This is a genomic window from Pseudomonas bubulae (assembly GCF_037023725.1).
In the GTDB taxonomy this organism is placed as follows: domain Bacteria; phylum Pseudomonadota; class Gammaproteobacteria; order Pseudomonadales; family Pseudomonadaceae; genus Aquipseudomonas; species Aquipseudomonas bubulae.
This window is the reverse complement of the sequence record NZ_CP146077.1, coordinates 565,588-592,500: the sequence shown is the minus strand read 5'-3', so window position 1 is coordinate 592,500 and position 26,913 is coordinate 565,588. Positions and strand designations below refer to the sequence as shown.

At 56.2% G+C, this 26,913-nt stretch carries 15 protein-coding genes, 4 tRNA genes, 6 rRNA genes and 1 pseudogene (1 of these 26 only partly in view); 20 read left to right on the top strand and 6 right to left on the bottom strand.

The window, feature by feature from the left end:
• The 10 genes and pseudogenes from V6L81_RS02720 to V6L81_RS24175 all read left to right on the top strand — a co-directional run.
• Positions 1-1,504 (top strand): 23S ribosomal RNA (locus V6L81_RS02720); it begins 1,390 nt to the left of the window's first position.
• A gap of 147 nt (positions 1,505-1,651) precedes the next feature.
• Positions 1,652-1,767 (top strand): 5S ribosomal RNA (gene rrf / locus V6L81_RS02715).
• A gap of 479 nt (positions 1,768-2,246) precedes the next feature.
• Positions 2,247-3,783 (top strand): 16S ribosomal RNA (locus V6L81_RS02710).
• Positions 3,784-3,864: 81 nt separating this feature from the next.
• Positions 3,865-3,941 (top strand) — tRNA-Ile (locus tag V6L81_RS02705).
• A 29-nt stretch (positions 3,942-3,970) separates the two neighbouring features.
• Positions 3,971-4,046: transfer RNA gene (locus V6L81_RS02700), tRNA-Ala, on the top strand.
• Between the two features lie 244 nt (positions 4,047-4,290).
• Positions 4,291-7,184, top strand: a 23S ribosomal RNA gene (locus V6L81_RS02695).
• A gap of 162 nt (positions 7,185-7,346) precedes the next feature.
• Positions 7,347-7,462 (top strand): 5S ribosomal RNA (gene rrf, locus V6L81_RS02690).
• Positions 7,463-7,567: 105 nt separating this feature from the next.
• A 5S ribosomal RNA gene (gene rrf, locus V6L81_RS02685) occupies positions 7,568-7,683 on the top strand.
• The 16S, 23S and 5S rRNA genes sit together here with 2 tRNA genes alongside, the layout of an rRNA operon.
• Positions 7,684-7,962: 279 nt before the next feature.
• A pseudogene (locus V6L81_RS24180) lies at positions 7,963-8,988 on the top strand (cache domain-containing protein); the annotation flags it as partial.
• A gap of 69 nt (positions 8,989-9,057) precedes the next feature.
• A complete protein-coding gene (locus V6L81_RS24175; protein WP_370688617.1) occupies positions 9,058-9,843 on the top strand; it encodes a methyl-accepting chemotaxis protein in 786 nt (261 codons plus the stop codon).
• Between the two features lie 48 nt (positions 9,844-9,891).
• Here the strand turns inward: V6L81_RS24175 and V6L81_RS02675 are convergent, their stop codons facing one another.
• Positions 9,892-10,590, bottom strand: coding sequence for a GntR family transcriptional regulator (locus V6L81_RS02675; RefSeq protein ID WP_095017815.1), 699 nt, complete (start codon positions 10,588-10,590; stop codon positions 9,892-9,894).
• Between the two features lie 237 nt (positions 10,591-10,827).
• On the opposite strand from V6L81_RS02675, the gene V6L81_RS02670 reads away from it, so the two are divergent.
• The 9 genes from V6L81_RS02670 (at position 10,828) to V6L81_RS02630 (ending at position 20,207) form a co-directional block, all read left to right on the top strand.
• Positions 10,828-12,444 (top strand): glycosyltransferase family 39 protein, encoded by a 1,617-nt coding sequence (locus tag V6L81_RS02670; RefSeq protein ID WP_338660463.1) that lies wholly within the window; start codon positions 10,828-10,830, stop codon positions 12,442-12,444.
• Positions 12,425-12,682 (top strand): DUF2789 domain-containing protein, encoded by a 258-nt coding sequence (locus V6L81_RS02665; protein WP_095000657.1) that lies wholly within the window; start codon positions 12,425-12,427, stop codon positions 12,680-12,682. Before V6L81_RS02670 ends, V6L81_RS02665 begins: the two co-directional genes overlap by 20 nt.
• A 100-nt stretch (positions 12,683-12,782) precedes the next feature.
• Positions 12,783-13,214, top strand: a complete 432-nt coding sequence (locus tag V6L81_RS02660) for a MarR family winged helix-turn-helix transcriptional regulator (protein WP_016782970.1) — start codon at positions 12,783-12,785, stop codon at positions 13,212-13,214.
• The gene (locus tag V6L81_RS02655; protein ID WP_338660462.1) at positions 13,211-15,298 is read left to right on the top strand and encodes an FUSC family protein; all 2,088 of its coding nucleotides are present in this window, start codon (positions 13,211-13,213) and stop codon (positions 15,296-15,298) included. Before V6L81_RS02660 ends, V6L81_RS02655 begins: the two co-directional genes overlap by 4 nt.
• Positions 15,295-15,504: a DUF1656 domain-containing protein gene (locus V6L81_RS02650; protein WP_016782973.1), complete on the top strand. Its 210-nt coding sequence runs from the start codon at positions 15,295-15,297 to the stop codon at positions 15,502-15,504. The genes V6L81_RS02655 and V6L81_RS02650 overlap by 4 nt, the downstream gene beginning before the upstream one ends.
• The gene (locus V6L81_RS02645; protein ID WP_095000659.1) at positions 15,501-16,403 is read left to right on the top strand and encodes an HlyD family secretion protein; all 903 of its coding nucleotides are present in this window, start codon (positions 15,501-15,503) and stop codon (positions 16,401-16,403) included. The genes V6L81_RS02650 and V6L81_RS02645 overlap by 4 nt, the downstream gene beginning before the upstream one ends.
• The gene (locus tag V6L81_RS02640) at positions 16,400-17,845 is read left to right on the top strand and encodes an efflux transporter outer membrane subunit (protein WP_095000660.1); all 1,446 of its coding nucleotides are present in this window, start codon (positions 16,400-16,402) and stop codon (positions 17,843-17,845) included. Before V6L81_RS02645 ends, V6L81_RS02640 begins: the two co-directional genes overlap by 4 nt.
• A gap of 106 nt (positions 17,846-17,951) precedes the next feature.
• On the top strand, positions 17,952-18,596 hold the full coding sequence (locus V6L81_RS02635; RefSeq protein ID WP_095000661.1) for an NADH:ubiquinone oxidoreductase subunit N: 645 nt from the start codon (positions 17,952-17,954) through the stop codon (positions 18,594-18,596).
• Between the two features lie 129 nt (positions 18,597-18,725).
• Positions 18,726-20,207 carry a YdgA family protein gene (locus V6L81_RS02630; protein ID WP_095000662.1) on the top strand — a complete coding sequence of 494 codons (1,482 nt, stop codon included), beginning with the start codon at positions 18,726-18,728 and terminating at the stop codon, positions 20,205-20,207.
• A gap of 80 nt (positions 20,208-20,287) precedes the next feature.
• Here the strand turns inward: V6L81_RS02630 and V6L81_RS02625 are convergent, their stop codons facing one another.
• From V6L81_RS02625 to V6L81_RS02605, 5 genes are all read right to left on the bottom strand, one after another.
• Positions 20,288-22,741: a TonB-dependent receptor gene (locus V6L81_RS02625; RefSeq protein ID WP_338660461.1), complete on the bottom strand. Its 2,454-nt coding sequence runs from the start codon at positions 22,739-22,741 to the stop codon at positions 20,288-20,290.
• Positions 22,742-22,857: 116 nt separating this feature from the next.
• Entirely contained in the window at positions 22,858-23,802 is a 945-nt protein-coding gene (locus tag V6L81_RS02620; protein WP_338660460.1) for a FecR family protein, read from the bottom strand.
• Positions 23,795-24,313: an RNA polymerase sigma factor gene (locus V6L81_RS02615; RefSeq protein ID WP_095017812.1), complete on the bottom strand. Its 519-nt coding sequence runs from the start codon at positions 24,311-24,313 to the stop codon at positions 23,795-23,797. The genes V6L81_RS02620 and V6L81_RS02615 overlap by 8 nt, the downstream gene beginning before the upstream one ends.
• Before the next feature lie 306 nt (positions 24,314-24,619).
• Positions 24,620-24,710, bottom strand: a tRNA-Ser gene (locus tag V6L81_RS02610).
• 184 nt (positions 24,711-24,894) lie between these two features.
• Positions 24,895-24,971, bottom strand: a tRNA-Arg gene (locus tag V6L81_RS02605).
• Between the two features lie 347 nt (positions 24,972-25,318).
• Between V6L81_RS02605 and gabD the strand changes: the two genes are divergently transcribed.
• A complete protein-coding gene (gene gabD / locus V6L81_RS02600; RefSeq protein WP_338660459.1) occupies positions 25,319-26,761 on the top strand; it encodes an NADP-dependent succinate-semialdehyde dehydrogenase in 1,443 nt (480 codons plus the stop codon).
• Positions 26,762-26,913: the final 152 nt, after the last annotated feature.

Here is a 26,913-nt window from a genome sequence, read left to right as displayed (position 1 = left end):
GTACTTCTGGTTATTGCGATGGAGGGACGGAGAAGGCTAGGCCAGCTTGGCGTTGGTTGTCCAAGTTTAAGGTGGTAGGCTGGAATCTTAGGTAAATCCGGGATTCTAAGGCCGAGAGCTGATGACGAGTGTTCTTTTAGAACACGAAGTGGTTGATGCCATGCTTCCAAGAAAAGCTTCTAAGCTTCAGGTAACCAGGAACCGTACCCCAAACCGACACAGGTGGTTGGGTAGAGAATACCAAGGCGCTTGAGAGAACTCGGGTGAAGGAACTAGGCAAAATGGCACCGTAACTTCGGGAGAAGGTGCGCCGATGGAGGTGAAGCATTTACTGCGTAAGCCCCTGTCGGTCGAAGATACCAGGCCGCTGCGACTGTTTATTAAAAACACAGCACTCTGCAAACACGAAAGTGGACGTATAGGGTGTGACGCCTGCCCGGTGCCGGAAGGTTAATTGATGGGGTTAGCTAACGCGAAGCTCTTGATCGAAGCCCCGGTAAACGGCGGCCGTAACTATAACGGTCCTAAGGTAGCGAAATTCCTTGTCGGGTAAGTTCCGACCTGCACGAATGGCGTAACGATGGCGGCGCTGTCTCCACCCGAGACTCAGTGAAATTGAAATCGCTGTGAAGATGCAGTGTATCCGCGGCTAGACGGAAAGACCCCGTGAACCTTTACTATAGCTTTGCACTGGACTTTGAATTTGCTTGTGTAGGATAGGTGGGAGGCTTTGAAGCGTGAACGCCAGTTTGCGTGGAGCCAACCTTGAAATACCACCCTGGCAACTTTGAGGTTCTAACTCAGGTCCGTTATCCGGATCGAGGACAGTGTATGGTGGGTAGTTTGACTGGGGCGGTCTCCTCCTAAAGAGTAACGGAGGAGTACGAAGGTGCGCTCAGACCGGTCGGAAATCGGTCGTAGAGTATAAAGGCAAAAGCGCGCTTGACTGCGAGACAGACACGTCGAGCAGGTACGAAAGTAGGTCTTAGTGATCCGGTGGTTCTGTATGGAAGGGCCATCGCTCAACGGATAAAAGGTACTCCGGGGATAACAGGCTGATACCGCCCAAGAGTTCATATCGACGGCGGTGTTTGGCACCTCGATGTCGGCTCATCACATCCTGGGGCTGAAGCCGGTCCCAAGGGTATGGCTGTTCGCCATTTAAAGTGGTACGCGAGCTGGGTTTAGAACGTCGTGAGACAGTTCGGTCCCTATCTGCCGTGGACGTTTGAGATTTGAGAGGGGCTGCTCCTAGTACGAGAGGACCGGAGTGGACGAACCTCTGGTGTTCCGGTTGTCACGCCAGTGGCATTGCCGGGTAGCTATGTTCGGGAAAGATAACCGCTGAAAGCATCTAAGCGGGAAACTTGCCTCAAGATGAGATCTCACTGGAACCTTGAGTTCCCTAAAGGGCCGTCGAAGACTACGACGTTGATAGGTTGGGTGTGTAAGCGCTGTGAGGCGTTGAGCTAACCAATACTAATTGCCCGTGAGGCTTGACCATATAACACCCAAGCAATTTGCTTAGAGCGAATTGCGGTGTGTGAAGACGATACAAACCGAAAGTTTGCGGTTCACAAAACACCACATCTATTACATACCCATTCGCTGGAGCGTGAACCGAAAGGTAAACGACCTGGCTACCGAATTTCTTGACGACCATAGAGCATTGGAACCACCTGATCCCATCCCGAACTCAGTAGTGAAACGATGCATCGCCGATGGTAGTGTGGGGTTTCCCCATGTGAGAGTAGGTCATCGTCAAGATTAAATTCCAAAATCCCTGTCTGCTCACGCAGACGGGGATTTTGTTTTTGTATAAGTACAAGCTTTGTAAAAAGCTCGTACGGTTAATCAGGCCATTTGCCTGGCTAACCACTCGATTATCTCAATCGAAAGAAGCTGGAAATAAAGCGTTGACAGCAGTGTGTAACACTGTAGAATTCGCCTCCCGCTAACGAGAGATCGAAAGCGCAAGTGGTTGATGTTACAAGGGAAACTTTGAAAACATCTTAAAATAACCGCTTGACAGATACAGAGGCTGCTGTAGAATGCGCGCCTCGGTACAGCGAAAGCTGACCAACCGCTCTTTAACAATTGAATCAAGCAATTCGTGTGGGTGCTTGTGGAGTCAGACTGATAGTCAACAAGATTATCAGCATCACAAGTTACTCCGCGAGAAATCAAAGATGTAACCAACGATTGCTGAGCCAAGTTTAGGGTTTCTTAAAAACCCAAAGATGTTTGAACTGAAGAGTTTGATCATGGCTCAGATTGAACGCTGGCGGCAGGCCTAACACATGCAAGTCGAGCGGTAGAGAGAAGCTTGCTTCTCTTGAGAGCGGCGGACGGGTGAGTAATACCTAGGAATCTGCCTGATAGTGGGGGATAACGTTCGGAAACGGACGCTAATACCGCATACGTCCTACGGGAGAAAGCAGGGGACCTTCGGGCCTTGCGCTATCAGATGAGCCTAGGTCGGATTAGCTAGTTGGTGAGGTAATGGCTCACCAAGGCTACGATCCGTAACTGGTCTGAGAGGATGATCAGTCACACTGGAACTGAGACACGGTCCAGACTCCTACGGGAGGCAGCAGTGGGGAATATTGGACAATGGGCGAAAGCCTGATCCAGCCATGCCGCGTGTGTGAAGAAGGTCTTCGGATTGTAAAGCACTTTAAGTTGGGAGGAAGGGCAGTTACCTAATACGTGATTGTCTTGACGTTACCGACAGAATAAGCACCGGCTAACTCTGTGCCAGCAGCCGCGGTAATACAGAGGGTGCAAGCGTTAATCGGAATTACTGGGCGTAAAGCGCGCGTAGGTGGTTTGTTAAGTTGAATGTGAAATCCCCGGGCTCAACCTGGGAACTGCATCCAAAACTGGCAAGCTAGAGTATGGTAGAGGGTAGTGGAATTTCCTGTGTAGCGGTGAAATGCGTAGATATAGGAAGGAACACCAGTGGCGAAGGCGACTACCTGGACTGATACTGACACTGAGGTGCGAAAGCGTGGGGAGCAAACAGGATTAGATACCCTGGTAGTCCACGCCGTAAACGATGTCAACTAGCCGTTGGGAGTCTTGAACTCTTAGTGGCGCAGCTAACGCATTAAGTTGACCGCCTGGGGAGTACGGCCGCAAGGTTAAAACTCAAATGAATTGACGGGGGCCCGCACAAGCGGTGGAGCATGTGGTTTAATTCGAAGCAACGCGAAGAACCTTACCAGGCCTTGACATCCAATGAACTTTCTAGAGATAGATTGGTGCCTTCGGGAACATTGAGACAGGTGCTGCATGGCTGTCGTCAGCTCGTGTCGTGAGATGTTGGGTTAAGTCCCGTAACGAGCGCAACCCTTGTCCTTAGTTACCAGCACGTAATGGTGGGCACTCTAAGGAGACTGCCGGTGACAAACCGGAGGAAGGTGGGGATGACGTCAAGTCATCATGGCCCTTACGGCCTGGGCTACACACGTGCTACAATGGTCGGTACAAAGGGTTGCCAAGCCGCGAGGTGGAGCTAATCCCATAAAACCGATCGTAGTCCGGATCGCAGTCTGCAACTCGACTGCGTGAAGTCGGAATCGCTAGTAATCGTGAATCAGAATGTCACGGTGAATACGTTCCCGGGCCTTGTACACACCGCCCGTCACACCATGGGAGTGGGTTGCACCAGAAGTAGCTAGTCTAACCTTCGGGAGGACGGTTACCACGGTGTGATTCATGACTGGGGTGAAGTCGTAACAAGGTAGCCGTAGGGGAACCTGCGGCTGGATCACCTCCTTAATCGACGACATCAGCTGCTCCATAAGTTCCCACACGAATTGCTTGATTCATTGAAGAAGACGATAGCAGTAGACCAAAATTGGGTCTGTAGCTCAGTTGGTTAGAGCGCACCCCTGATAAGGGTGAGGTCGGCAGTTCGAATCTGCCCAGACCCACCAATTTTGTTTGGAAGCACCTGTAGAAATATGGGGCCATAGCTCAGCTGGGAGAGCGCCTGCCTTGCACGCAGGAGGTCAACGGTTCGATCCCGTTTGGCTCCACCATTACTGCTTACTTGTCGTAAAGCTTAGAAATGAACATTCCATCGAATGATGGTGAATGTTGATTTCTGATCTTTTGATTAGATCGTTCTTTAAAAATTTGGGTATGTAATAGAAAGTTAGACTGAATAGCACTTTCACTGGTGTTTATTCAGGCTAAGGTAAAATTTGTGATTGCTCTTAATTGAGCAGCGAATTTTCGGCGAATGTCGTCTTCATAGTATAACCAGATTGCTTGGGGTTATATGGTCAAGTGAAGAAGCGCATACGGTGGATGCCTTGGCAGTCAGAGGCGATGAAAGACGTGGTAGCCTGCGAAAAGCTTCGGGGAGTCGGCAAACAGACTTTGATCCGGAGATGTCTGAATGGGGGAACCCACCTAACATAAGTTAGGTATCTTAAGCTGAATACATAGGCTTAAGAAGCGAACCAGGGGAACTGAAACATCTAAGTACCCTGAGGAAAAGAAATCAACCGAGATTCCCTTAGTAGTGGCGAGCGAACGGGGACCAGCCCTTAAGCTGTATTGATGTTAGCGGAACGCTCTGGAAAGTGCGGCCATAGTGGGTGATAGCCCTGTACGCGAAAACATCTTTACAGTGAAATCGAGTAGGACGGAGCACGAGAAACTTTGTCTGAATATGGGGGGACCATCCTCCAAGGCTAAATACTACTGACTGACCGATAGTGAACTAGTACCGTGAGGGAAAGGCGAAAAGAACCCCGGAGAGGGGAGTGAAATAGATCCTGAAACCGTATGCGTACAAGCAGTGGGAGCCCACTTTGTTGGGTGACTGCGTACCTTTTGTATAATGGGTCAGCGACTTATTTTCAGTGGCAAGCTTAACCGAATAGGGGAGGCGTAGCGAAAGCGAGTCTTAATAGGGCGTCTAGTCGCTGGGAATAGACCCGAAACCGGGCGATCTATCCATGGGCAGGTTGAAGGTTGGGTAACACTAACTGGAGGACCGAACCGACTACCGTTGAAAAGTTAGCGGATGACCTGTGGATCGGAGTGAAAGGCTAATCAAGCTCGGAGATAGCTGGTTCTCCTCGAAAGCTATTTAGGTAGCGCCTCATGTATCACTGTAGGGGGTAGAGCACTGTTTCGGCTAGGGGGCCATCCCGGCTTACCAAACCGATGCAAACTCCGAATACCTACAAGTGCCGAGCATGGGAGACACACGGCGGGTGCTAACGTCCGTCGTGAAAAGGGAAACAACCCAGACCGTCAGCTAAGGTCCCAAAGTTATGGTTAAGTGGGAAACGATGTGGGAAGGCTTAGACAGCTAGGAGGTTGGCTTAGAAGCAGCCACCCTTTAAAGAAAGCGTAATAGCTCACTAGTCGAGTCGGCCTGCGCGGAAGATTTAACGGGGCTCAAACCATACACCGAAGCTACGGGTATCATCTTAGGATGATGCGGTAGAGGAGCGTTCTGTAAGCCTGTGAAGGTGAGTTGAGAAGCTTGCTGGAGGTATCAGAAGTGCGAATGCTGACATGAGTAACGATAATGGGTGTGAAAAACACCCACGCCGAAAGACCAAGGTTTCCTGCGCAACGTTAATCGACGCAGGGTTAGTCGGTCCCTAAGGCGAGGCTGAAAAGCGTAGTCGATGGAAAACAGGTTAATATTCCTGTACTTCTGGTTATTGCGATGGAGGGACGGAGAAGGCTAGGCCAGCTTGGCGTTGGTTGTCCAAGTTTAAGGTGGTAGGCTGGAATCTTAGGTAAATCCGGGATTCTAAGGCCGAGAGCTGATGACGAGTGTTCTTTTAGAACACGAAGTGGTTGATGCCATGCTTCCAAGAAAAGCTTCTAAGCTTCAGGTAACCAGGAACCGTACCCCAAACCGACACAGGTGGTTGGGTAGAGAATACCAAGGCGCTTGAGAGAACTCGGGTGAAGGAACTAGGCAAAATGGCACCGTAACTTCGGGAGAAGGTGCGCCGATGGAGGTGAAGCATTTACTGCGTAAGCCCCTGTCGGTCGAAGATACCAGGCCGCTGCGACTGTTTATTAAAAACACAGCACTCTGCAAACACGAAAGTGGACGTATAGGGTGTGACGCCTGCCCGGTGCCGGAAGGTTAATTGATGGGGTTAGCTAACGCGAAGCTCTTGATCGAAGCCCCGGTAAACGGCGGCCGTAACTATAACGGTCCTAAGGTAGCGAAATTCCTTGTCGGGTAAGTTCCGACCTGCACGAATGGCGTAACGATGGCGGCGCTGTCTCCACCCGAGACTCAGTGAAATTGAAATCGCTGTGAAGATGCAGTGTATCCGCGGCTAGACGGAAAGACCCCGTGAACCTTTACTATAGCTTTGCACTGGACTTTGAATTTGCTTGTGTAGGATAGGTGGGAGGCTTTGAAGCGTGAACGCCAGTTTGCGTGGAGCCAACCTTGAAATACCACCCTGGCAACTTTGAGGTTCTAACTCAGGTCCGTTATCCGGATCGAGGACAGTGTATGGTGGGTAGTTTGACTGGGGCGGTCTCCTCCTAAAGAGTAACGGAGGAGTACGAAGGTGCGCTCAGACCGGTCGGAAATCGGTCGTAGAGTATAAAGGCAAAAGCGCGCTTGACTGCGAGACAGACACGTCGAGCAGGTACGAAAGTAGGTCTTAGTGATCCGGTGGTTCTGTATGGAAGGGCCATCGCTCAACGGATAAAAGGTACTCCGGGGATAACAGGCTGATACCGCCCAAGAGTTCATATCGACGGCGGTGTTTGGCACCTCGATGTCGGCTCATCACATCCTGGGGCTGAAGCCGGTCCCAAGGGTATGGCTGTTCGCCATTTAAAGTGGTACGCGAGCTGGGTTTAGAACGTCGTGAGACAGTTCGGTCCCTATCTGCCGTGGACGTTTGAGATTTGAGAGGGGCTGCTCCTAGTACGAGAGGACCGGAGTGGACGAACCTCTGGTGTTCCGGTTGTCACGCCAGTGGCATTGCCGGGTAGCTATGTTCGGGAAAGATAACCGCTGAAAGCATCTAAGCGGGAAACTTGCCTCAAGATGAGATCTCACTGGAACCTTGAGTTCCCTAAAGGGCCGTCGAAGACTACGACGTTGATAGGTTGGGTGTGTAAGCGCTGTGAGGCGTTGAGCTAACCAATACTAATTGCCCGTGAGGCTTGACCATATAACACCCAAGCAATTTGCGCCCTTGAACACAAGAGCATGCGAATTGCGGTGTGTGAAGACGATACAAACCGAAAGTTTGCGGTTCACAAAACACCACATCTATTACATACCCATTCGCTGGAGCGTGAACCGAAAGGTAAACGACCTGGCTACCGAATTTCTTGACGACCATAGAGCATTGGAACCACCTGATCCCATCCCGAACTCAGTAGTGAAACGATGCATCGCCGATGGTAGTGTGGGGTTTCCCCATGTGAGAGTAGGTCATCGTCAAGATTAAATTCCAAAATCCCTGTCTGCTCACGCAGACGGGGATTTTGTTTTTATAGAAGTCCCAAGTTTTCGCAGGCACGTTTTGATAACGGATCTGCCACAGAATTTCTTGACGACCATAGAGCATTGGAACCACCTGATCCCATCCCGAACTCAGTAGTGAAACGATGCATCGCCGATGGTAGTGTGGGGTTTCCCCATGTGAGAGTAGGTCATCGTCAAGATTGAATTCCGAAACCCCTGTCTGCTAACGCAGACAGGGGTTTTGTTTTTGCGCGACGTAAATCCCCAGCGCCCTTTCTGTTCGTCTGAACCCCCTTCCAAAAGCCAAACCTCAAATCGCACAGCTGCGCTTTCGTCGGATTAAGCACATTGCCATCAAACGTGGCTAAGTATTCTGCCGTCCGTGCCGACAGCCTGTTGAGCATTGCGTGCGAGCAGAGCTGCCAACAGGTTGCACACACCGTACGCATCCCAACTTTTGGCATAAGAAGTCCCATGCTATGAATCTCAAGTTCAGTCATAAAATCCTTCTGGCCGCTTCAGGCGTCGTGGTTCTGGCGTTTGCGTTATTCACGTTGTACAACGACTATCTGCAGCGCGACACCATCAAGCAGAACATCGAGTCCTCGGTGCAACAGGCTGGCAACCTGACAGCCAGCAGCGTTCAGAACTGGCTTGGTGGCCGCATTCTGGTGCTGGAGAGCCTGGCACAGAATATTGCGCAGCAAGGCAGCCAGGCTGATCTCCCTGGCCTGGTTGATCAGCCGGCATTCACCTCCAACTTTCAGTTCACCTACGTCGGGCAAGCCAATGGCGTGTTTACTCAACGCCCTGACGCGACCATGCCTGCAGGTTATGACCCCCGCGAGCGCCCCTGGTACAAGCAAGCTGTAGGCGCCGGTCAGACCATGTTGACACCTCCTTATATGGCAGCTGTCGGAGGCCTGATTGTGACCATCGCCATGCCCGTTAAAAAAGGCGGTGAGTTGTTGGGTGTGGTGGGAGGTGACCTGAGCCTGGACAGCCTGGTCAAAATCATCAATTCGGTTGATTCCGGTGGCCTGGGCTACGCGTTTCTGGTGAGCAGTGATGGCCAGGTTATCGTTAGCCCGGATAAAGATCAGGTGATGAAGAACCTGAAGGACATTTACCCGGTCAGTACTCTGCGCATCGAGAAGGGCATTCAGGAAGTGACGCTCAATGGTCATGAGCGGATTATTTCCTTTACCCCGGTGACAGGCCTGCCGTCCGCGGATTGGTATATCGGTCAGTCAATAGACAAAGAAAAAGCATACGCGCCGCTGTCTAAATTCCGTACGTCTGCGTTGATTGCAATGTTTATTGCAGTGGCCGCGATTGCGTTGTTGTTGAGTTTGTTGATCCGTGTACTGATGCGTCCACTGACCACCATGGGCCGTGCGATGCAGGATATCGCCCAGGGCGAGGGTGACTTGACGCGCCGTCTGGTCATTGAGAACAAGGACGAATTCGGTGAACTGGCCAGCTCGTTCAACCAGTTTGTCGAGCGTATCCACGCCTCGATAAGCGAAGTGTCTTCTGCTACTCGTCAGGTTCATGACCTGTCACACCGCGTTATGGCCTCGTCCAACGCTTCCATTGTCGGCTCGGACGAGCAAAGTGCGCGCACCAACAGTGTCGCCGCGGCGATCAATGAACTGGGTGCCGCCACCCAGGAAATCGCCCGCAACGCCGCCGATGCTTCGCAACATGCAAGCGGTGCCAGCGAGCAGGCAGATGACGGTCGCAAAGTGGTTGAACAGACCATCCAGGCCATGACCGAGCTGTCGCAGAAGATCAGTTTGTCGTGTGCGCAAATAGAAACCCTGAATGCCAGCACCGACAACATCGGGCACATTCTGGATGTGATCAAAGGTATCTCTCAGCAGACCAACCTGCTGGCCCTCAACGCAGCCATTGAGGCTGCGCGTGCAGGCGAAGCGGGTCGCGGCTTTGCCGTGGTGGCGGATGAGGTGCGCAACCTCGCCCACCGCACTCAGGAGTCGGCAGAGGAGATACATAAAATGATCACCTCGCTGCAGGTAGGCTCCCGCGAAGCGGTCAGCACCATGAATGCGAGTCAGGTCTCCAGCGAGGAGAGTGTCGAGGTCGCCAATCAGGCGGGTGCCCGTTTGATCAGCGTGACTCAGCGCATCGATGAGATCGACGGTATGAACCAGTCGGTTGCCGCCGCCACTGAAGAGCAAACGGCAGTGGTCGAAACCCTCAATGTGGATATCAACCAGATCAACTTGCTTAACCAGCAAGGTGTGGTGAACCTTAACGAAACCCTCAAGGACTGCGATGCGCTATCGCAGCAGGCCAGCCGTCTCAAGCAACTGGTCGACAGTTTCAAAATCTGAAACCCGCAGGTCAGCAATAAGTTATCCACAGCCCTGGCGATTCATATGTCAGGGCTGTTTTGTTTTGACCATGCTCAAGTAGTAGGTAATAGCCTTCACCCCGCGCTGCAGGTGCAACTCCAGCTCTGCAATACAAGCCTCGACGTCTCTGGCCCGGGCATAACGCAACAACGCACGGTGATCGTCCTGGCACAACTTGCCAAGGTTCATCTGCTCAAGGTTGAAGCGTAGAAAACGCTCTTCTTCAATTAGCCCTGCCTCAATGAGTGCCAGCAGTTTTTTATTAGGAGCCTTGCAGTAAAGCGCCTGATGAAATTGCCGATTGAGTGTGCCGATTTTTCCGAAGTCTTTTTCGATCTCGAGCGCTTCGATATAGCCCTCGGCTTCTTCGAAATCCTCTTTGCTCAACAGTGGTACTGACAGGCGCAGTGCCTGGGCTTCGAGCAACTGTCGCAGTTCATAGGTCTCGAGCGAGTTGTCTTCAATCAAAGGAGCGACCACGGCACCCTTGTATTGCACGACCTGCAGCAAACCTTGAGCTTCCAGCTGACGCAGTGCTTCGCGTACAGGCATACGGCTGACGCCAAACAACTTCGCCAGTGCTTCCTGGCGAATGGCTGTACCGCAAGGCAAACGGCCATCAAGAATGGCGTTGCGCAAGGTTTCTTCGATCTCCGAGCGCGCCAGGTGAGCGGGTATGGGACCCGACACAACTATGCTGTTTAAGGGATTGTTTTTGACGGCCACGTTGCGACTACCTGTGCCGACGAACCGGCATACTTGTTTGGATCCAATTCAAGTTAGGTACTGACCTGATTGCTGTCAAACCTTGTTACGCATAGTTTAGCGTGACTGCGGGATAAGAGATTGCATGGGGCCACTATCTTTCTTGGCGGGTGCCCTCCCTTTTGTTATGGGCTGTGCCCTACAATCGCCGAAGTTAGAGCTGCCCGATTTGCAGCACCAATGCACAGCAGGTGAGGGATGGGCGTACTCAGCAACAACGATGTGGGTGAGCAACGGTTTGAACTCCTGTTACAGCCCTCTAACGTTTTTTCCAGCCTGATTCGTCAGCCGTGGCTGTGGTGTATTTTGCTGCTGGCCGCAGGAGTACGCTTTTACGGTTTCACCGCCTCGGCGATCTGGTGCGACGAAGGCTCCAGCCTGATGCTGAGCGACTACCCGCTGTCGGGGATCTGGTTTCATGCTGCGCACGATGTTCACCCTCCGTTGTATTTCATGCTGTTGCACGGCTGGATAGCGCTGTTTGGTGACAGCCTGGTCTCGATTCGTTCCCTGAGTGTCCTGCCCGGCATTGCCACGGTATTTTTCGGTATCTGGCTGGTACGGCTGGTGGCCACCCCGCGGGCTGCATTGCTGGCGGGCCTGCTGCTGGCGTTATTGCCTACCGCCGTGCGCTACAGCCAGGAAGTGAGGATGTATTCACTGATGGGGTTGTGGCTGATAGCTGCCACAATCGCGCTGGTGTACTGGGTCAAGGCCCCGCATAAGTATCGCTACCCGGTGCTCTACACCGTGCTGATGGCGGCTGCTTTTTACACCCATTACTTCACAGCGTTTTGTGTAATGGCCCATTGGCTGTACCTGTTGCTAAGTGGCCGCAGCAGCGGCTGGCTGATCAGGCGCCCGGCCTGGTGGCTGGTTAACGTTGCCATTGTGCTGTTGTTCCTGCCCTGGCTGCCGGGGTTGGTGGATTTGCTGCAACATATGGATGAACTCAAGAGTGGCGGTGATGTGGGGTGGGAGCCTGCAGTCGATGCCCGCTCCTTGCCCGCCATGACGTGGCAGCTGTTGATACAGGATGAAGGCGACAACCTGCCCTGGCCGTTGTTCTGGCTGGCACCGCTGGCACTGCTTGGCGGTGTCGCAGGAATGGCTGTACGCGATTCAAGCCCGCATAAATTCATCACGTTGATCGTGATCTACACCCTGCTGCCGATCCTGGCCATTTACGCCGTATCCTTTATCTCGCCTCTGTTTATCGAACGCTATGTGATGTTTGCCGCGTTGGGTTTACCGCTGCTTGTGGCGATTGCAGTCGATCAACTGTTCAAGCGCAAGCGGGCGCTGGCCATAGCGCTGCTGACACTGTTCATTGGCGCCGAAGTGACGGGCTTGCGCAGCAACTTCAGCAGCGATGCCGATCATTTTGATCGTCTGGTGGAGCACGTTAACCAGCAGTTCAAGCCCGGTGACCGGATCGTCGTCAGTGACCTGTTCTGGTACTTCAGCTTTGTCTATTACAACAAGACCGGATTTCAACCGATGCTCTATACGCCGCCCCTGGAAGATGGCACTTCAGGGCGCCCGAATGACTATGGCTTTGGCACGCTGGTAAATGGCCACGGCACAAGTATCTATGTCGATCGCCTGAGCGATATGCCCCCAGGCCCGGGTCGTATCTGGCTGATCAGCAGCAAACTGCAGCCCGACGACTTCAGTGCAATTCCCATGGATTGGCGCAAAGCACAGGACCTGGCCGTCGATGACACTCAGGCTCGTCTATATTTGACCTGCGTTGCCGCCAAATGCGGCTCTGAACCTGAATGGAGTCAACTCGATGCAAAAGCCAACCCATAGCCTGCCATCCTTGTTCAAGCAGCTGGGCCTGCCGTCCAGCCCGGAAGATATCGAAAAGTTTGTCACCACCCACTCGCCACTCAAGCCTGACCTCAAGCTTGAAGATGCTTTTTTCTGGACGCCCGCCCAAGCGGCTTTTTTGCGTGAGGAGCATCTTGAAGACGCTGACTGGGCTGAAGTTGTCGACCAATTGAATCTGATGCTGCGGCAAAAACCTGTCACGGGCCCTAAGAAATAAATAGCAACACTTGACTGTGCTCATCTGGCCGCGCAATATTAATAGTTAGCAAACTAACATTATGTGACGCCTCTTGCCTGACACTCTCGATCCACTGCAAATGAGCATCAGCACCGGCATGGTGGTTGCGACTCGCCATTGGCGTCGCGTCTGCCAGGCCACGCTGGTCAACTATGGTATTTCCGAAGCCTGCGCCATGCCGCTGCTGATCATCGGCCGCCTGGGTGAGGGTGTGCGGCAAGTCACCGTGGCCCACGCTGCCGGGATGGAAAGCCCGTCGCTGGTGCGCTTGCTCGATCAACTGTGCAAGGCTGGCTATGTGCGCCGCTGTGAAGATGCCAGTGACCGCCGCGCCAAAACCCTGAGCCTGACCGACACCGGGCGTGCTCTGGTGCAATCGATTGAAGCTCAGCTTGTACAACTGAGAAGGGCCGCTCTGGCCGATATTCCAGTGGCTGACCAGGAAGCTGCGTTGCGTGTGATCAAAGCCTTCGAAGCTGCCGGACAACTGCCTGACGGGGCTGCCTCTTGAACGGTTTTTTCAGCAGCATGCCGCCTGCCCGCGACTGGTTCTACGGGGTACGTACCTTCGCCGCGTCGATGATCGCGCTGTATATCGCCTTGCTGATGGAAATGCCTCGCCCTTACTGGGCCATGGCTACGGTCTATATCGTCTCCAGCCCCTTTGTCGGGCCCACCAGCTCCAAGGCCGTGTACCGAGCCCTGGGCACGCTGATAGGCGCTGCTGCAGCGGTATTTTTTGTGCCGCTGTTTGTCCAGACACCGTTCTTGCTGGTGCTGGTGATTGCCCTCTGGACGGGCATTTTGTTGTTCCTGTCGCTGCACCTGCGCACCGCCAACAGCTACGTGTTCATGCTCGCCGGCTACACCATGCCCATGATCGCCCTGCCGATTGTGGATAACCCGCTGAATGTGTTCGACATCGCCGTTTCGCGTACTGAAGAAATCATGCTCGGTATCGTCTGCGCGGCGGTCGTAGGCAGCATGTTCTGGCCTCGGCGCCTGACGCCGGTATTTATCGACGCGGCGGCCAAGTGGTTTGCCGATGCGAGCAATTACAGCAAGCACTTTCTGGCCCGCGATGTCGAACCCAGCAAAGCCAGTGGCCTGCGTTCATCAATGGTGGCGACGTTCAACAGCCTTGAAATGATGATTGGCCAGTTGCCCCATGAGGGCGCGCACCCGCAGACCGTGCGCAACACCAAAGAGCTGCGTGGACGCATGATCCACCTGCTGCCGGTGGTCGATGCCCTGGACGATGCACTCTATGCGCTGGAGCGTCGCGCTCCTGAGCTGCTCGACAAGGTCACGCCATTGCTCGACCACGCCCAGGCATGGCTTGAGCGCACCCGTGAGGGCGCCTCGATCCAGCAGTGGCAAGCATTGCGCCATGAACTTGAAGCGTTGCAGCCCAGCGCCGCCGCTCTGGATGATCGGCGCCAACTGGTGCTCTCCAACGTGCTGTACCGGCTGGGTGAGTGGATCGACCTGTGGCAAGACTGCCGCAGCCTGCAAGAGGCCATCTCGACCGGTAACCAGGATGTCTGGCGTGCGGTCTATCGGCATTGGCGCCTGGGTCGCCTGACGCCGTTCCTGGATCGCGGGCTGATGCTTTATTCAGCGTTCTCTACCGTCACCGCGATTGTCGTCGCCTCGGTGTTGTGGATTCTGCTCGGCTGGACTGACGGCGCCAGTGCGGTGATTCTGGCCGCCGTGGCCTGCAGCTTTTTTGCCGCGATGGACGATCCGGCGCCACAGATCTACCGGTTCTTTTTCTGGACCTCGCTGTCGGTGCTGTTTGCCAGCCTCTACCTGTTTGTGATCCTGCCCAACCTGCATGACTTCCCGATGCTGGTGCTGGCGTTTGCCGTGCCGTTTATCTGCGTCGGCACCCTGACCGTGCAACCGCGCTTTTACCTGGGCACCTTGCTGACTATCGTCAACACCGCCTCGTTTATCAGTATCCAGGGTGCCTACGACGCGGACTTCATGGTGTTTATGAACGCCAACCTGGCCGGCCCCGTTGGCCTGCTGTTTGCCTTCGTCTGGACCCTGGTCGCGCGCCCGTTCGGTGCCGAACTGGCGGCCAAACGCCTGACCCGCTTCAGCTGGCGTGACATTGTCAGCCTGACCCAGCCCGCCACCCTGGCCGAACACCGGCAAATGGGCGCGCAAATGCTCGACCGCCTGATGCAGCACTTGCCGCGTCTGGCCCTGACCGGGCAGGACACCGGCAGCGCCTTGCGTGACCTGCGGGTGGCCCTCAACCTGCTCGATCTGCTGGCCTACGCACCCAGGGTTACGGGCGGGCCGCAACTGTTGCTGCGCCAGGTGGTCAGTGATGTGGGTGACTACTTTTGTGCCTGCCTCAAGGCGGGTGAGCGCCTGCCAATGCCAATGGGCCTGCAAATGACCATGGACCGCACGCGTCGCGCCCTCAACGCCAATGACCTGCAAGCCGAAGGCGAGGCACGAGTGCATCTGTTGCACGCCCTCAGCGGCCTGCGTCTGGCGTTGCTGCCCGGTGTCGAATTTATTGTCGACAACGACGACCGGCCACATCCCCAGGCCCACATTGAGGGAGCGCCGCTATGATCGGTGACGTAGATATCAGCGGGGTTTTCCTGCCCACGCTCCTGGTACTGATGGGCATCACCTACTTGTTGTTTCTGGTGGTTCACGGGTTACTCACCCGTGTGCACTTTTACCGCCTGGTCTGGCACCGGGCTTTGTTCAACGTCGGTCTCTACGCTCTGTTACTCGGCGTTGTGGATTCGTTCAGTCGATATCTGATGACATGAAAAAACCTTTACTGACCCTGGGCCGTGTCGTTCTCACCTTATTGGTGGTGACGTTTGCCTGCGTCGTGGTCTGGCGCATGACCATGTACTACATGTTTGCTCCCTGGACCCGTGACGCCCACATTCGCGCCGACATCGTGCAAATCGCCCCCGACGTGTCGGGCCTGATCAAGCAGGTGGATGTGCGTGACAACCAGCCCGTCAGCCGTGATCAGGTGTTGTTTGTCATCGACCAGGAGCGCTTCAAGCTGGCGCTGCGTCAGGCCGAAGCCACCGTGGCCGATCGCAAGGAGACCCTGGCCCAGGCCCAACGTGAGAGCCGCCGTAACAAAGGCCTGGGCAACCTGGTCGCCCGCGAACAGCTCGAAGAAAGCCAGTCCCGTGAAATGCGCGCCCAGGCCGCACTGATTGAGGCCCAAGTGGCCGTGGACAGCGCCCAGCTCAATCTGGATCGTACGGTGGTGCGCAGCCCCGTCGATGGTTACGTCAACGACCGGGCTCCACGGGTCAATGAGTTCGTCACGGCGGGGCGGCCGGTCTTGTCGATCGTCGACAGCAGCTCGTTCCATATCGACGGCTATTTTGAAGAAACCAAACTCGATGGCATCCATGTCGGCCAAAGCGTCGATATCCGTGTCATTGGTGATAACGCACGTTTGCGCGGGCATGTTGAAAGCATTGTGGCGGGCATCGAAGACCGTGACCGCACCAGTGGCCAGAACCTGCTGCCCAACGTCAACCCTGCGTTCAGCTGGGTGCGATTGGCGCAACGGATTCCGGTACGCATCGTGTTTGACGACGTGCCTGAAGACTTTCGCATGATTGCCGGGCGCACCGCGACCGTGTCCATCATCGAAGATTCGGCCAAAGCCCAGCCTGCCCCGGAGCGCGCGCAATGAAAGCCGTTCGCCTGGCAGCCGTAGGACTTGGGCTGCTGCTGTCCGGTTGCCAACTGCTTGGCCCTGATTACCAATTGCCCAAAGACGCGGCCATGCAGCGCCCGGACTTGCAGGGCCAACTGGCTGGCGAGGGCGCCAACGTGGTGTCCGCCCCGGTTCCAGTTGACTGGTGGAAGCTCTATGAGGACCCCAGGCTCAATGAACTGGTGCGCCAGGCGCTGGCCTCCAACACTGATCTGCGGGTCGCTGCGGCGAACCTGTCGCGGGCGCGGGCCCAGGTTGAGCAGGCACAGTCGGCCGGTGGCTGGAGTGGTTCTGTGAAAGCGGGCGCCCAGCGCCTGCAGGAGTCCGGTGAAGCGTTCCTGCTGGCGGACAAGGTGCCGGTAGCCAATGTCGGTGATCTGGGTATCAGCACTTCATACCAGTTCGACTTGTGGGGCACTTTGCAGCGCGGGATCGAAGCGGCACAGGCCAACGCCGACGCGACTCAGGCTGCCGCCGACACCGCGCGCATCACTCTGGTGGCGGATGTGGTGCGGGCGTACACCCAAGTGTGCGCAGCCAATGAGGAACACCACATCGCAGAAGAGTCCCTCAAGCTGCAAGCGCAAAGTACCAGCCTGACCCAGCGCCTGCGTGATGCGGGTCGCGGTGATGAAACCCAGGTCACCCGTTCTGAAACCCAGTTCAAATCGTTGCGCGCAGAATTGCCCCGTTACGAAGCATTGCGCCAGTCCGGCCTGTTCCGTTTGTCGATGTTGCTGGCCAGGCCGCTGGATCAACTGCCCGCCGGTGTGGCTACCTGCGCCGAGCTGCCGCATATCGCGCAATTGCTGCCCGTGGGGGACGGTGCAGCACTGCTTAAACGCCGTCCCGACGTTCGTCAGGCCGAACGCCATCTGGCCGCCGCCACCGCCGAAATCGGTGTGGCCACAGGTTCGCTGTACCCGGACATCAGCATCGGTGCCAGCATTGGCACAGTGGGGATTATCGACAACCTGGGCACGGCCCCTACTAACCGCTGGGGCTTCGGCCCGATGCTGAGCTGGACGATTCCGACCAATGGCTCGCGAGCCCGAATTCGTGAGGCCGAGGCGGTGACTCAAGGCGCTTTGGCCAAGTTTGACGGTGTGGTGCTCAATGCCATCCGTGAAACCCAGACCAGCCTGGTGCAATACACGGCGTTGCTGCAGCGCCGTGATGCCCTGGCAGAGGCCGAGTTGTCGGCCAAAACGGCGGCCGACCAGACCCATCAGTTCTTCCAGGCGGGGCGCGAGTCATTCCTGGCCGATCTGCAGGCAACCCGCACCTACACTGACATGCGCGCGCAATTGTCGGCGGCCAACACCCAGGTTGCCATGAGTCAGATCGATCTGTTCCTGGCCTTGGGTGGGGGCTGGGAAAGTGGACGAACGCAAGCGGCGACAAACGCCAAACCCTGACAGCGTTGCTATGCTCTGAATTATCGGTATCAGAACGATGGTTCAGGGCGTTTGCGGTCTGTAGCCCTCCTCATCGTGCAGACCATGCCTGATGGGGATACTAATAATGAAAAACCCTTATGCTCCCGGCTTCTGGTGTGCAGTGGCAGCCGTGGTGCTGCTTTCGGCGACCTACTTCTACGGCATCATGCTGGCGCACCAGATCGACAAGGCAATGATCTTTCTCGATAGCGCGAGTGCGTTGATTGCCGTTCTGGCCATAGTGGTGGTGGCCTGCGCCTCGGTGCAAACCCGGCAGATCAAAAAACGCCAGATCAACCAGGGCCAGACCCGCGTCCTGATCTGGGACACCAAGGTTGCCCTGCGGCGGGTAGAGACGGTATTTGACCGCTATTTCTGGGGCAGTTACTGGCAACCGGGCCGGACCTTCCAGGAGTTTATGGGCGAACTTACCGGCACCCCGCTGGAAAAAAGCCTCGAAGCCCTCAAGACCCAATGCCTGAAACTCGACAAGGCCCTGCCATCCGAAGAGCGCCAATGGCTCGACACTGCGCGTGAGCTCTCGAATGTCGCGGCAGCGATGGCGCGTGAGCGTTATCAGCTGGATTACTCGGACGTTTCTTTTAATTCTGTAGGAGAAACATGCATCGACCATGATCTGGAAGTGCTGGTGTACACCTGGAGTGCCAGTCTCAAGAGTTTCGACCACCAGCTCGACGAAATTGACCAGCGTTACGCCCAACCTGCATAAAGCCAGGTATCACGTTGGAGGAGCGTCTGATCTGCTGCCAGTGTTAATCTGCTAGCACTTTTCGGCCCATGAAGGGCTTGGCAAAGACCGCTTTACTTTCAACATAACGGACATTGAACGGGTCAATTGATGAATAAACCATTAGGTGTGCTGGTAGGGATCGTTGTTGTCGCCGGGGCGCTGAATACCGCTGGCGCGTGGTATACCGGCAGCAAAATCGAGGGTGTGTTGCAGACCTCGATCGAGCAGACCAACCAGGAGCTGGCCAAGCAACTGCAAGGCACCACCACTCACGGCACTATTGAGCTGGTTTCCATTGAGCGCAACCTCTACAGCAGCACCGCGCACTATCGCCTGAAGATCCAGGACGACAAGGCGGGCCCGGATGCGAAGCCGGTGGAATTGCTGTTTGTCGATAATATCGAGCATGGTCCATTGCCGTGGTCGCGTATCAAGACGTTCAAGTGGATGCCAGTGATGGCGGTCAGCAATTACTCGCTGGAAAAAACCCCATTTACCGAAAAGTGGTTTGCCGCAACCAAGGATCAGGCTCCGCTCAAAGGTCAGGTCACCCTGGGTTACGACCGCTCGGTTGACGGTCATATGGAGCTGATGGCACTGGAGACCCAGCTGGACGAGCACTCCACCTTCAGCTTCTCGGGCATGACCATGCAAGCCCAGACCGATGCTGATGGCCAGAACCTCAAGGCCAAAGGCTATATGGACCACCTCAAGCTCAATGCGATCACGATTGAGAACCCGCCGGTAACGGTCGAGCTCAACGGCCTGACCCTGGCCAGTGACCTGAAGAAGACCGACTTTGGCTTCTATCTTGGGCAGAACGTGATGGCGCTGAGCGAAGGTCAGCTGACTTATGGCGTCAAGCAATCGGTGATCAAACTCAAGAACTTCGAGTACACGGATTCTGCTTCCGCCAATGGCAACCTGATGTCCGGGCGTCTGGCCTATAACGTCGGTGATATCACCCTGGATGGCAAGCCGGTGGGCAGTGCGCAAATGGTACTGACTGCCAGCAGCCTGGATATCCCGGCCATGCAGGCGCTGCTGCAGATTTATCAGAACAAGTTCCAGCCTCAGGCCGACGGTACCCTGCCGCAAACCCCGCTGACCCCGGCGGAGCAAGTGCAGATGCAGCTTCAGGTTGAAAAAATTCTGGCTGCCAAACCGCAACTGGCGTTGGAGAAATTCACGATCAAGACCGCCAATGGTGAAAGCCAGCTCAACGTTGTCATGGGGCTGGCCAAGCCGACCTCATTTGAGCAGCCGCCAGTTGACGTTACCAAGCAGATGCTGACCGCGCTGGATGCCAAGCTGTTGCTGTCCAAGCCGATGATTGCTGATTTGTCAGCGGTGCAGGCACAGTTGGTTGGCCAGACCGATCCGCAAGCCATTGCCAAGATGGCCAGCATGAACAGCGAGATGGCAGGCGTGATGGCGGTGCAAACCGGGCTGGCCAAAGTGGAGGGCAACAACATCCTGGCTTCGCTCAATTACGCTGATGGCCAGGTGGATCTCAATGGCCAGAAAATGAGCCTTGAAGACTTCATCACTGCGATGAGTACCCGCTTTGGTGGTGTGGCCAGCCAGTAAAGCCGCGACTTAAACTGTGGGAGCGAGCCTGCTCGCGAACGATCTTCGCGAGCAGGCTCGCTCCCACTGTCTTGCTCTGTTCAATAAGCCAATGACCAGGTCATGGTGTATGTGCGGCCACGGCCCTGATAGTCATACAGATACTCCGGGCCGTAGGTCGGCGAGTAGAACAGCGCCGCACGCTGGCCCCAGACCGTGCTGTACTCCTTGTCCAGCAGGTTCTGGATGCCGGCGCTGAACGTGCCGAATTCAGTCTCCTGGCTGCCCATCAAGTCGAACGTGGTGTAACCGCTGATCTTGTGGTCGGAATCGTCTTTAAGCGTAAAGGCATGGTTACCCTGCAAGCGCACATTGCGCCCATCACCGTGCCAGCCAACAAACGCGGTGGATTTGGACAATGACGCATACCGGGCGTCACGCTTCATCCAGTCGCCTTGCGCGTCCTCTTCCTCTGAACGTACCAGATGCAAGGTGCCGCCTGCGTCCCAACCGTTATTGAAGTGACGGGTCAGCGCGCCTTCAAAGCCAAAATCACGGCTCTTCTTGTCGGTTACATCAATCGTCAGCGTGGCAGCGTCCGTGGTGATGACCTTGTCAGACCAGATGTAATAGATCGCCGCCTGCGCGTCCCAATCCACATCGGCAAAGCGCCAGCCGGTTTCGACCTGACGGCTCTTGATCCCGGCCAACGGGTTGTCTTTGACGCTCAGCCCCGCCTTGCCGTAGTACTTGGCCGGGTCCGGCAAATCAAAGCCTTCGCTGTAGTTGACCCAGGTTTGATGGCCATTCTTGAAGTCATAAATGGCGCCCAGGTTGAACAGGTTGACCGCGTAGTCGTTGCTGCCACCGGCAATGCCCTTGAACACACCGACATCGACGTCCATTTGCTGGCGCCGCGCGCCGCCAGACAGGGTCAGGGCATCGGTAAGTTTCCAGTCAAGCTGGGCGTAGGCCGAATGCCCATCAACCCGGTAACTTGGGTAGCGCGGGGACTTGCTTTGGGTGACCAGGTCCAGGCCGCCGCTTTCGGAAGAGATAGCCGAATCGAACACGCTTTGTTCGGCATTGAAGCGCTCGCGGTCGAGGTCTACGCCATAGGTCAGCTTCAGGCTGTCCCATTGTTTGGCAAACAGCGCCTTGAGGCTGGTGACTTCGAAGTTCTGCTGCGAAGCGGCGAAGTACACGCCCTTGGAACCCTGCGGTTTACCGGCGTTGTAGTACGGGAACGGATAGAAATTGTTGTCTTCCTTGCGGTACGAGCCCTGCAAGTAGAAGTCCAGGCCCAGCAGGTCGGCGTGGTGATAGTTGGCGTTGAACAGCAGGCGCTTGGAACGCGGCTCCAGGTCGGTGTCGTAGCCGCTGCGGATTTCGGCGTCTTCGAGATTGGACGGTGCTTTGTCGTGCAGGTTGGGGAAGTAAATCCCGACGCTGCCGTTGTTCCCCGAATCATAGTACTGGGCCAGCAAGTCCAGGTCCTGTACGTCATCGAGCTTGATTGCCAGGCTGCCCATCAGGTCCAGGGTGCGGTTGTATTGCAGGTCGGTCTGGGTGTTGTCGATAAATACCTGATCGCCTTTACCATCGTAAAAGGCTTCGTTCTGTTCACCGGAAATCCCCAGGCGGCCATAGACCCGATCAGTGCCCCCGCTGACGGATTGTGAAATGCGGCTGGAGAGGTCGTCGCTGTTGTTGAAACCGCTGGTGGCGGACAGCTCTGTTTCGAATTGCGCGGGGCCGGGGGTGCCCTTTTTGGTCACGATATTGATGATCCCGCCTGTGGCGCCACCACCGTACAGCGCGCTGGCGCCGGACAGCACTTCGATCCGCTCTACGTTGAACGGCGAGATGCTGTCGAACTGGCGCGACAGCTCTCGCGAGCTGTTCTGGCTGACGCCGTCGATCATCACCAGCACGTTGCGCCCGCGCATGTTCTGGCCGTAGTTGCTGCGCCCTTCGGGCGCCAGGTCGAGCCCCGGCACCAGTTTGCCGATGGCTTCCTTGAGGGTGACACCAGTGTCCAGTTGCTCCTGCAACTGCACCTGGTCGACCACCCACACGGTGCCCGGGATTTCACTGATGGAGGTGCTGGTACGGGCGCCGACGCTGACTTCCAGGGCCTTGAGTTGCAGGCTCTGAGCGGGGGCTTGAGGTTTACCCAAGATGACGGTGCGGGCATCGCTGAATTGCCAGACCAGACCGCTGTCTTTGAGTAGCGATTGCAGGGCCTGTTCAACACTCATCTCCCCCCGCAGCGCCTGGCTGTGCAAGCCGGCGACTTCGGCTGAGGTAAACAGCAGGTGCAAATCGGCTTGATCGGCAAACTGGGTGAGCGCCTGATCGAGGTCCTGGGCCCTGACGTCCACGCTGACCTGGCGGGTGTGCTGGGACGTGCCGGGCGTGGCCGCAGTTGCGGTCTGGGCACTGGCTTGCAGCGGGCCTCCCAGGCTGGCCAGCAAGGCTGTGGCTACGAATACCTGGCGCAGTCGCTGTTCGTTCAGGTGTGCGCCACGCGGCTTCTTGACGTGCTCGACCATTGCGTTTTTGATCCTTGTTCGAGGTTTTTTATATCGCGAATGGGAACGGATTCGTTCCTGGTCTTACTACGACGATATGCCCGACAGGATCTTGCAGTGCCTGTGCGAAATTATTTTCAGTGCACCCACGCCACAAAGGGCAGGTAGGTGATGTTGAGGCCGTAACGCTGTTCCAGGGTATGCAGCAGGTTCTGTGGATCGTTGAGGTCGAACACGCCGCTGATCTGCATGGCGCCGAGTGTTGCATCGGGCAGCACGATACGGCCGTATTGATAGCGCTCCAGTTCGGCGAGTACGTCCTGCAGGGGTTTGCGGTTGAAGATCAGCTTGCCGCGGTGCCAGGCGGTGAGGGCATTGGCATCAACCTGCTGGCGCTCGGCGACAGCCTGGCCTGGTTGATACAGTGCCTGCTGGTTGGGTTGCAGCTCCAGGGTTTGCGTCTGGTGCTGCACTTGCACCGCGCCCGAGGCGACCAGTACACGGGTCTGAACTGCATCGCGGCGCACGCTGAAGGCCCCGTTTTTAGCCGCCACCCGGTCTTGCCCGGCCTGGACGATAAAGGGGCGCGACGGGTCATCGGCCAACTCGAACAGGGCTTCGCCCTTGCGCAAGATGACGCTACGTTGATTGCCCGTGAAGTCGACCGACAACGCCGTGGCGCTGTTCAACGTGACACGCGTGCCATCGCTCAACAGCCATTGCTGGCGCTGACCGACCCCGGTGTGATGAGTGTCGGACCAGCTTGGTACATAGTCCGTAGCGCCATACCCGAGTACGGCCAGTACCAACCCCGCCGCCAGCCCGTTGGCCCAGCGATAAGCCCGGCGGCGCGGTCTTGCGCGATGTTGCTCGGCGCTTTCGGTCAGACCGATATCCGCCCATAGCGCTTCGGCCTCTTGGGCCGCGGTTTTGTGCGCCGGGCTCAACTGTTGCCAGCGCTGATAGTCCAGGCGCTGGCGTGCGCTGGCTTCGCCCGAGTGCAGCAGGGTCTGCCAGTCGATGGCCTGATCGTCGAGATCGTCAGGGGAGGGCGTTGAAGGCATCACGGCACGCTCAGGCATGGTTGTCTTTTAGCCAGTCACGGCAGTGGCGCAAGGCCTGGCCAATGTATTTTGCCACCATACTTGGCGACACGCCCAGTTCGACGGCGATCTGGGCTTGGGTCATGCCGTCGATGCGACTCAGCAGTAACGCCTGGCGGGCATTGGGCGACAGTTGTTGCAGCGCCTCATCCAGAATGCCGATGCGCTCGGTGGCCAGCAGCAGACCTTCGGGCGGCAGCCCCGGATCAGCGATTTGCAGTGAAGGCGGTTCGCCGCTCAGGTTGCGTGTCTGGCGCTGATCCACGCGCAAGGCATCGATGGCCAGGTTGCCCGCCACCTTGAAAATAAAGTGCCGGTCATTAAGTACCGTGACCGCCTCGGGGTCGATTTTTGCCAGCTTGATCCAGGTTTCCTGCGCCACATCCGCTGCCCGATGCCGGTCACGCAGGCGCCGGGTCAGGAACGACAACAGATCGTCGTAGTGCTCCTGAAAACTGGCCAGCAGGCTGGAGGGTGAAGGCGAGGGCATGGAGCAGGGCTCAGGCGTTAATGAGAAGCCGTATCATTAACGATTGAACCCGATGGCGCAACGACTCTTGCTGGGGTGAGCATTGAGTTATAGCGGTCGACAAGTCTTGTGGGAGTGTGGCTTGCCCGCGATGGCATCAATGCGGTCTGGCAGGACGACCGCGCCGCTTGAGTCGAGAGCAAGCCCGCTCCCACAGTTTTCTGCGGACGCGACAAAACCTTGCGCAGGTGCACATCGGGTTTGATTGGGTAGGGGGGAAAACGCGGTTCCCTTGAACAAGGGAACGCATTCAGGTGCCACAAATAATGGCGGAGAACGGGGGATTCGAACCCCCGACACCCTTTTGAGGTGTACTCCCTTAGCAGGGGAGCGCCTTCGGCCACTCGGCCAGCTCTCCGCGAAACGCCGCGTATAGTAACCAGCCTTTCGTCAGTTGCCCATAGAAAATTTAACCGGATCTGCGTTTTGCGCAGAAAAGCTCAAAAAACAGGCGTGCGATCGCTCACCGGGTTCTCGGTGGGAGGCAAAATGCTGTTGGTTACAGGGTTTTGACGCGATTCCCTTGAGCAAGGGAAAAAGAATGGTGCACCAGGCGGGATTCGAACCCACGACCCCTGCCTTCGGAGGGCAGTACTCTATCCAGCTGAGCTACTGGTGCGACGCGGCCGCCATCATACTCATCTGCGTGTCAGTCGTCCATGCCGCTGATTCGTGAGGTGTTTCCTTACGCGTTATGGGCTATTAATGGGGGCCGGGCGATAAAACGGTGAAGTCTGGCAGCTTGTTCTTTTTTTCGAACAGGCTATTGTCCTTTACCCCCTTTATCCCTAGGATTCGTTTGAGATTTCAAACGCTCTTGTCTGGGTGCTGAATCGCACGGCATGTTCTTTGTGCGTCATTTAGATACTTTGGCAGTGAATGACTTCCTGACGGCAGCCTTCCACGGCGCCTTTCTACTTTAATAATTCGCTCCGCGCCTGCGCGGTGCTGTTAAGGAAAGCCCACATGCAGCTCAAAGACGCACAGTTGTTCCGCCAGCAAGCCTATATCGATGGTGCCTGGGTTGATGCGGACGGTGGCCAGACCATCAAGGTCAACAACCCGGCTACCGGTGAAATCATCGGCACAGTGCCAAAGATGGGCGCGGTTGAAACCCGTCGTGCCATTGAAGCCGCAGACAAAGCGTTGCCAGCCTGGCGTGCCCTGACCGCCAAAGAGCGTGCAACCAAGCTGCGTCGCTGGTTTGAGCTGCTGATCGAAAACCAGGACGACCTCGGCCGCCTGATGACCCTGGAGCAGGGCAAGCCACTGGCCGAAGCCAAGGGCGAAATCGTTTACGCTGCTTCGTTTATCGAGTGGTTTGCTGAAGAAGCCAAGCGTATTTATGGCGACGTGATCCCGGGCCACCAGCCGGACAAACGTCTGATCGTGATCAAACAACCGATCGGCGTGACCGCTGCTATTACCCCGTGGAACTTCCCGGCAGCCATGATCACCCGTAAAGCCGGCCCGGCCCTGGCCGCCGGTTGCACCATGGTGATCAAGCCAGCTTCGCAAACCCCGTTCTCGGCCCTGGCCCTGGTTGAGCTGGCACACCGTGCCGGCATCCCTAAAGGCGTGTTGAGCGTTGTAACCGGCAGTGCCGGCGATATCGGTGGCGAGCTGACCAGCAACCCGATCGTGCGCAAGCTGTCCTTCACCGGCTCGACCGAAATCGGTCGCCAGTTGATGGCCGAATGCGCCAAGGACATCAAGAAAGTGTCGCTGGAGCTGGGCGGCAACGCACCTTTTATCGTGTTCGACGATGCGGACCTGGATAAAGCCGTAGAAGGCGCGATCATCTCCAAATACCGCAACAACGGTCAGACCTGCGTATGTGCCAACCGCCTGTACATTCAGGACTCGGTCTACGACGCATTCGCAGAAAAACTGAAAGTAGCGGTGGCCAAGCTCAAGATCGGCAATGGTCTGAACGAAGGCACCACCACAGGCCCCCTGATCGATGACAAGGCCGTGGCCAAGGTCAAGGAGCACATCGCTGACGCACTGAGCAAGGGCGCGACCCTGCTGACCGGCGGCAACAGCCTGGAAGGCAGCTTCTTCGAGCCGACCATTTTGGTGAACGTGCCGAAAAACGCCGCTGTGGCGAAGGAAGAAACCTTCGGCCCGCTGGCGCCGCTGTTCCGTTTCAAGGACGAAGCTGAAGTGATCGCGATGGCCAACGATACGGAGTTCGGCCTGGCGTCGTACTTCTATGCCCGCGACCTGAGCCGTGTATTCCGTGTGGCTGAAGCCCTGGAGTACGGCATGGTGGGCGTCAACACTGGCCTGATCTCCAACGAAGTCGCGCCGTTTGGCGGGATCAAGGCTTCTGGCCTGGGCCGTGAAGGCTCCAAGTACGGCATCGAAGACTACCTGGAAATCAAATATCTCTGCCTGGGCATCTAACCCGGCGGGTGGTTCAAGCAGAGGGGGCACGAGAGCGATGCTTCCCCTGCGTTTCAAACTGTTAATTTTTGTGGCCGGGAGCGCCATGCCAGTCGATCATCGCATGCTGGCATGGGTGTCTGCCTGGCGCGTCAGCCTTGAACCACGCTGCT